This window comes from Streptomyces sp. NPDC020362 (genome assembly GCF_040642095.1).
Taxonomy (GTDB): domain Bacteria; phylum Actinomycetota; class Actinomycetes; order Streptomycetales; family Streptomycetaceae; genus Streptomyces.
In genome coordinates, this window is sequence record NZ_JBFAET010000056.1 from 42,297 (window position 1) to 48,442 (window position 6,146).

6 protein-coding genes and 1 pseudogene are annotated in these 6,146 nt (G+C 73.5%); 5 read left to right on the forward strand and 2 right to left on the reverse strand.

Features of this window, described 5'->3' with window-relative positions; translation table 11 throughout:
• Positions 1-53 precede the first annotated feature (53 nt).
• The 3 genes from AB0H32_RS21465 to AB0H32_RS21475 all read left to right on the forward strand — a co-directional run bounded on the left by AB0H32_RS21465 (position 54) and on the right by AB0H32_RS21475 (position 2,461).
• On the forward strand, positions 54-1,142 hold the full coding sequence (locus tag AB0H32_RS21465) for an ADP-ribosylglycohydrolase family protein (protein ID WP_361122820.1): 1,089 nt from the start codon (positions 54-56) through the stop codon (positions 1,140-1,142).
• Between the two features lie 258 nt (positions 1,143-1,400).
• Complete coding sequence (locus tag AB0H32_RS21470; protein WP_361122823.1) at positions 1,401-1,706, forward strand: 4a-hydroxytetrahydrobiopterin dehydratase; 306 nt, start codon at positions 1,401-1,403, stop codon at positions 1,704-1,706.
• 5 nt (positions 1,707-1,711) lie between these two features.
• Positions 1,712-2,461 carry a class I SAM-dependent methyltransferase gene (locus tag AB0H32_RS21475; RefSeq protein ID WP_361122826.1) on the forward strand — a complete coding sequence of 250 codons (750 nt, stop codon included), beginning with the start codon at positions 1,712-1,714 and terminating at the stop codon, positions 2,459-2,461.
• Positions 2,462-2,500: 39 nt separating this feature from the next.
• Here AB0H32_RS21475 and AB0H32_RS21480 read toward each other — a convergent pair whose 3' ends face one another.
• The gene (locus AB0H32_RS21480) at positions 2,501-3,106 is read right to left on the reverse strand and encodes a nuclear transport factor 2 family protein (protein ID WP_361122829.1); all 606 of its coding nucleotides are present in this window, start codon (positions 3,104-3,106) and stop codon (positions 2,501-2,503) included.
• Between AB0H32_RS21480 and AB0H32_RS21485 the strand changes: the two are divergent.
• Positions 3,105-3,617: pseudogene (locus AB0H32_RS21485) on the forward strand (GyrI-like domain-containing protein); the annotation flags it as partial. The gene AB0H32_RS21480 and the pseudogene AB0H32_RS21485 sit on opposite strands and share 2 nt — an antisense overlap.
• Before the next feature lie 239 nt (positions 3,618-3,856).
• Here AB0H32_RS21485 and AB0H32_RS21490 read toward each other — a convergent pair.
• Positions 3,857-4,630 (reverse strand): phytanoyl-CoA dioxygenase family protein, encoded by a 774-nt coding sequence (locus tag AB0H32_RS21490; protein ID WP_361122832.1) that lies wholly within the window; start codon positions 4,628-4,630, stop codon positions 3,857-3,859.
• 123 nt (positions 4,631-4,753) lie between these two features.
• Between AB0H32_RS21490 and AB0H32_RS21495 the strand changes: the two genes are divergently transcribed.
• A complete protein-coding gene (locus AB0H32_RS21495; RefSeq protein ID WP_361122835.1) occupies positions 4,754-5,731 on the forward strand; it encodes a class I SAM-dependent methyltransferase in 978 nt (325 codons plus the stop codon).
• Positions 5,732-6,146 lie beyond the last annotated feature (415 nt).

A 6,146-nucleotide genomic window follows, 5' to 3' on the forward strand; every position in this document is an offset into this window, starting at 1 on the left:
CGGGGAGACCGATCGACGACCCGTGCGGCAGACCGGAGTTGAGGAGCGCACGCATGAACCAGCCCTGGAAGCCGTCCTGGGAGGCCGCGGCGGTGTACCGGGCCAGAGTCCGCGGCTGTCTCCTGGGCGGTGCCCTCGGCGACGCCCTCGGGTACCCCGTCGAGTTCTCCTCCCTCGACCGGATCCGCGCCTTGCACGGCGAACGCGGCGTGCGGGGCCTCGTGCCCGGCGCGCACGGGGTGGTGGGCCGGATCAGCGACGACACACAGATGACCCTCTTCACCGCCGAGGCCCTCGTCCAGGCCCATGCACGCGAGCGGGAGAAGGGCATCGGCGGCGGCTGGGCCCTGCTGCTGCGCCATGCCTACGAACGGTGGCTCCAGACCCAGAGCAGGTCCGGTCCCGAGGAGGCCGCACCGCCGCAGAACGGCGCACCCGCGGGCGGCCTCGTCACCGAGGCCTGGCTGTACGCCCGCCGTGCCCCCGGCAACGCGTGCCTGTCCGGAGCCGCCCAGATGTACGCCCCCGACCCGGCACTCCCGCTCGACGGCACACCGGGAGAGGTCAACCCCGACTCCAAGGGCTGCGGCGGTGTCATGCGCTCGGCCCCCTTCGGCCTCGTGCGCCCCGCCGACACGGCCTTCGCCATGGCCGCCCGCGGCGCCCAGATCACCCACGGCCACCCCACCGGCTACTACGCGGCGGGCGCGTTCGCCGCGATCGTGGCGCACCTGGTCGCAGGGGAGTCCCTGGAGGGCGCGGTGCTGCGCACCCTGCGGCTGCTGGAGCGCCATCGCGGGCACGAGGAGACCACGGCCGCGCTGCGCGGGGCCCTCGACCTGGCGGCCGGGGGAGCGCCCACCGCCGAGAAGGTCGAGTCCCTCGGCGCGGGCTGGGTCGCGGAGGAGGCCCTCGCTCTCGGCGTCTACTGCGCCCTGGCCGAGCCGGCCGTCGAGGACGCCCTGCTGCTGTCCGTCAACCACTCGGGCGACAGCGACTCCACCGGCTCGATCTGCGGCAACCTGCTCGGCGCCCGGCACGGCGACGTCGGCCTGCCGCACGCCTGGGTCGAGCGGGTGGAGGGCCGCGCCCGGATCGCCGCCCTGGCGGACGACCTCGCGGCGGAGCGGGTACGGGGCTGAGCGTGGAGCGTGTGCGGGGCTGAGCGTGGAGCGTGTGCGGGGCTTCGCGCGGAGCGGGTACGGGGCTGAGACCGGATCGGGTGCGGGGGCTTCGCACGAAGCGGGTACGGGCTGGGCGTGGAGTGCTCACGGGCTGAGCCCGATGTGCACCGGGGGCTGAATCCGGAGCGCGTACGGAGTCGTACGGGCAGTCCGTCACGGGCTGGACGTGGCAGGCTGAACGAGGACCCGCCCGCCCGCCCCGAAGGGAGACCGGACATGGCAGTCGAACCGCTGTCGCAGAAGGAGATCGAGGACCGGCTGGCCGAGCTGCCCGGCTGGTCGCTGGAGGGGGACCGCCTCACCCGCACCTACCGGCTCGACTCGCACTTCGCGGCGGCGGCGCTCGTCGTGCACATCGCGCGGATCCAGGACGAGCTGGACCACCACTCCGACCTCACCCTCGGCTATCACACCGTCTCCCTCAGCGTGAACACACACAGCGCGGGCGGCGCCGTCACCGAGAAGGATTTCGCGCTCGCCCACAGGGTGGAGGACATCGCCCCAGGTCACCGGCCACACTGAGGAATGTGCTCGATTACGACAAGGAAGCCGGCGCCTACGACGTCTCCCGCGGCGGCGAGCCCCGCGCCGAGGCGGCGGCCCGGGCCGTCCTCGGCCTCATCCCCGACCGGCCGGGCCGCCTCCTCGACGCCGCCTGCGGCACCGGGATCGTCACCAGGCGCCTCGCCGCGGCCCGGCCCGGCCTGCGGGTGACCGGCACCGATCTCGCCGTGGGCATGGCGCGCCGGGCCGCGGCCCGCCTGCCCGGCACGATCCTGCGGGCCGACAGCCGTCGGCTGCCCTTCGCCGACGGCACCTTCGACGTGGTCACCAGCATCTGGCTGCTGCACCTGCTCTCCCATGCCGCCGAGGTACGGGCCGTCGTCGCCGAGTGCGCCCGCGTCCTGAGGCCGGGCGGGGTCTATGTCACCACCGTCGACAAGGCGGCCGCGCACGACGTCGGCAGCGACATCGACGCCGTCCTCGCCCCGCGCCCGCGCCGCCCCGCCCAGGACGCCGCGGACACCGTCACCGCGCACGCGGCGGAGCACGGACTGACCCCGTCCGGGCACGCCTCCTTCCCGGGCATCGGCCAGGGCCGCAGCCCTCGCGTCACCATCGCCGACCTCGGCCGCGGCTGGTTCACCCTGCTGCCGCCGGACGATCCGCGCACCAAGAACTTCGCCGAAGGCCTTGCCCGACTGCCGGACCAGGACCGCCCGCGCCCCGACCCCGTCTTCGCACTGCGCTCCTTCACGAAGTCGGCGGACGGCTGAAGCCCACCGCCGGGCCGGCTCTGCACGGGGGCGCGGCTCTCAAGAACCAGCAGCCGCGATCACCGACCTGTGCGGGGAACGCAGCTCCACCGTCACGGCCGGACGCGGGTGTTCGTGTACGAGTCGATCAGAGATCGGGGTGGGGCTCCACGATGTCGTTCCGCTGCTCAGGCTGCTCTGATGGTCAGCCCGGACTCTGCCAGGCAGCCCGGCGCTGAACCGGCACGAGCTGTACGGCAGGCCCTGTGCCTCGGGCAGCGGCTGGACGGTCAGGTGGTAGTCCTGCACGATCCGGCCGTCGCCCAGCACGAGGAAGACCCGGGCGGCCCAGGCCACTTCGTCGGCCTGCGGGCCCTTGGCGTACGTCAACCGGATGGTGAACATGACGACGTCGTCGTGCACGGTGACGTGGTTGTCGTCCGTGACGTGGTACTCCCCGGAGGCGACGAACAGCCCGTACGCCTCCGAGACCCGGTCCACTAGGCCGTCGTGGCCGCGGAACCGGGCGCCTTCGACGAACTCGACGCCGTCCGGGGCCCACAGCTCGGCGACGGTGCGCCTGCGTGCAGCGGTGTCCGGCTCGCTCCAGACGGCTGCATAACGCTGCACGATCTGGTCGACGTCCGTGACGGTGGTCTGCGGCATGGTTGGCCAACTCCCCTGTTCGGTGCGTGCACGGCCGGGATCCGGCCGTGGGCACCACGCTCCGGGCGACCTGCGCGGGAGGCGCAGCATCGGCGCGGTCCCGGCCGCGGCCATCACGGCGACGGTCGAGGCCCAAGACGTCGGGGCCTGGTTCCAGGGCGCCCTCGGCGAACTGTTCGCGACCCTGGCCGGCCAGGGGCTGCGGGAGACCAGCCATGCCGGCGGCGTGTACGCGGACGAGCTGTTCACCCTGCACCGGGGACAGGCCACCGTCTTCGTGCCCTGCAACGGCCCCGTCCGGCCGCTCGGCCGGGTCGAGCCGCTACACGTACCGCCGGCGGAGCTCGCTGTGATCGAGCACTGCGGGCCGCCCTCCGAGGTCGACCGTGCCTACGGCGCGCTGGCCGCCTACGTCTCGCGCCACGCACTCGCCGTCGACGGCCCACTCGGCGAGTACTACCTGGTCGGCCGGCGCCAGACCCCGGACAGCGCACACTGGCGGACCGAAGTCTGCTGGCCGGTCTTCCGCACCCGGGGCCGGACCGGCGGCCGTCCGGCAGCGACGCGGCACACACCGCCCCGCGGTGCTGATGCTGACCGGGCGAGAGGTACCCGCCACCTGAAGATGAGTTCGAGATCATCCGCGGAATGTGTGCCAGACCCCAGGGGTGGAGAATCCGGCTTCGTCCTCGAAGACGAGCCAGGCTCCACGCGCCGCCGCGAGTCTTCCGCGCAGGGCCACACACCTGGTCAGTCCTTGCCGAGGGACAGGCCCCGGCGGATCGCCTCCTCCACCGGAGAGTGGTTCCCGTCCGGGCGGTCCAGTTCGTACGCCGCTGCCGGGCACAGCGGAGGCTGCGCCATGAAGCGGGGGCGCGTGCCGTGGTGCGGCTGCGCCGCGTGCACCAGGAAGGGATGACAGAGATACACGTCGCCGGGGCGGCCCGTGGCGTGGGCGAGCGGGCGGTGCGCGGAGGCGGCGTCGACCTGGGGGCCGAGTTCCAGGAAGGACGCGCCGGCCTCGCCGTACGGTTCGAGGACCCGTGGAACGTCCAGGTGGGAGCCGACCCGGATCCGGGTCGGCGCGTCGGCCTCGGTGACCTCGCTGAACAGGAACAGCATCAGCAGGGCACGGTCCCGGGAGCGCAGATTGGCGTGGTAATGCGCCGCTCCCTCGGGCAGATAGCTGCCCTCGATGTGCCAGCCGGCGTCGTCCGGCTCCTCCGTGTGCGGGAACCGCAAGGGGAAGGAGCCCAGCGAGTAGCGCGGCACCCACCGGTCCCCACCGACGAGGGCGTCGAACGCCTCATGAAGAACAGGGGAGTTGGCCGCCGCCGCGAAGGGCCCCTGTGCCATGCCGCCCACCCACACCACCGGGTCCTTCCAGGTGCCGGGGTCGTCGCGGTCGTAGCCCGTCTCCTGCCACAGCAGTCGTGCACCGTCCTCGGCGACCCGCGGCGGGAAGGCGCCCTCGATCTTCACGAACCCGTCGTCGAGGAAGCGCCTCACCAGTGTTCCGTCCATCGGCCCATGGTCGCCGGGCCGCTTGCCACGACGCATCTCCTTTTTGCCGTACCGGCAACACCGCTGGCCCGTGCCCGGTGTGCCGTCGCACGCTGACGGCACACCGACGAGAGGCTGTCCACCATGGCGCACGACCACCACCCGAACGACCACCACCCGCACGAGCAGCACCCGCACGAGCAGCACCAGCACGAGCAGCACCAGCACGAGCAGCGCCCGCACGGGCAGCACCAGCACGGACACGCGCACGCGAACGACACCGACATCGACTGGAACGCCATGGCCTCCCAGCTGGTGGCGCAGGCGGAGCTGTTCACGCCCGTCTACGAGCGGGCCATGGCCTGGCTCGCGAAAGAGGTGACCGACCCGGGGCTGATCGTCGACGCGGGCAGCGGGCCGGGTGTCGTCGCATGCCTGTTCGCCGAGACCTTTCCCGGAGCCCGGATCGTGGCCGTCGACGGCACCGAGCCGCTGCTGGAGCGCGCCCGCGCCCGCGCCGCACGCCAGTCGGTCGCCGACCGCTTCGACACCCTCGCGGGTGAACTGCCCGGCGTGCTGGACGAGTTGGAGTATCCGGCCGACCTGCTGTGGGCCAGCCGCAGCCTGCACCACCTCGGCGACCAGCGAGCCGCGCTCGCCGCGTTCGCCGCCCGGCTGGCCCCGGGCGGCACCCTCGCCCTCCTCGAAGGCGGCCTGCCCGCACGTTTCCTGCCCCGGGACATCGGCATCGGCCGCCCCGGGCTGCAGGCGCGGCTCGACGTGGTGCAGGAGGAGTGGTTCGCCCGGATGCGGGCCGACCTGCCCGGCTCCGTCGCCGAGACCGAGGACTGGCCGGCGCTGCTGACCTCCGTCGGTCTCAAGCACCCCCGCACCCGCAGCTTCCTACTCGACCTGCCCGCCCCCGCAACCGACCGGGCCCGCGCCTACGTCGCCGCCTCACTGTCCCGGCTGCGCGACGCCGGCAGTGAGCACCTGGACGCCGAGGACCTCGCCACCCTGGACCGCCTGCTCGACCCGTCCGACCCGGCGAGCGTGCACCGCAGGCCGGATGCGTTCGTCCTCGCCGCGTACACCGTCCACACAGCGGTGCGGTCCGTCTAGACCACGCGGGTCCGCACGGCTGGTCCCCACGCGGGTTCCCACGGCGGGGTCCCCACGCGCGGCCTCTCCGGATCGCCTCGCAACGTCGAAGGGATCACCCCGAGGGCCCGACCGCCCCGGCGGTCTCCTCCGTACTGGCCTGCGTTCCCCTCGGGCCGTCCTGCGTTGCCGTCCGGATCGCCCTGCGTTCCCGTCCGGCCGTCCTGCGTTTCCGCCCCGTCCCGGCCGTCCTGCGTTCCCCTCGGGCCGTCCGGCAGTCCCGTCCAGATCGCCCTGCGTTCGCGTCCGGATCGCCCCGCAGCCCCGCCCGGATCACCCCGAGGTCCCATCGGTCCCTGCGATTCCGCTCCGAGCCGAGCCGTCGGACCGGTCCCGGCGGTGCGTTCAGCACCGCCCCGGCCGTGCCTACACGCTC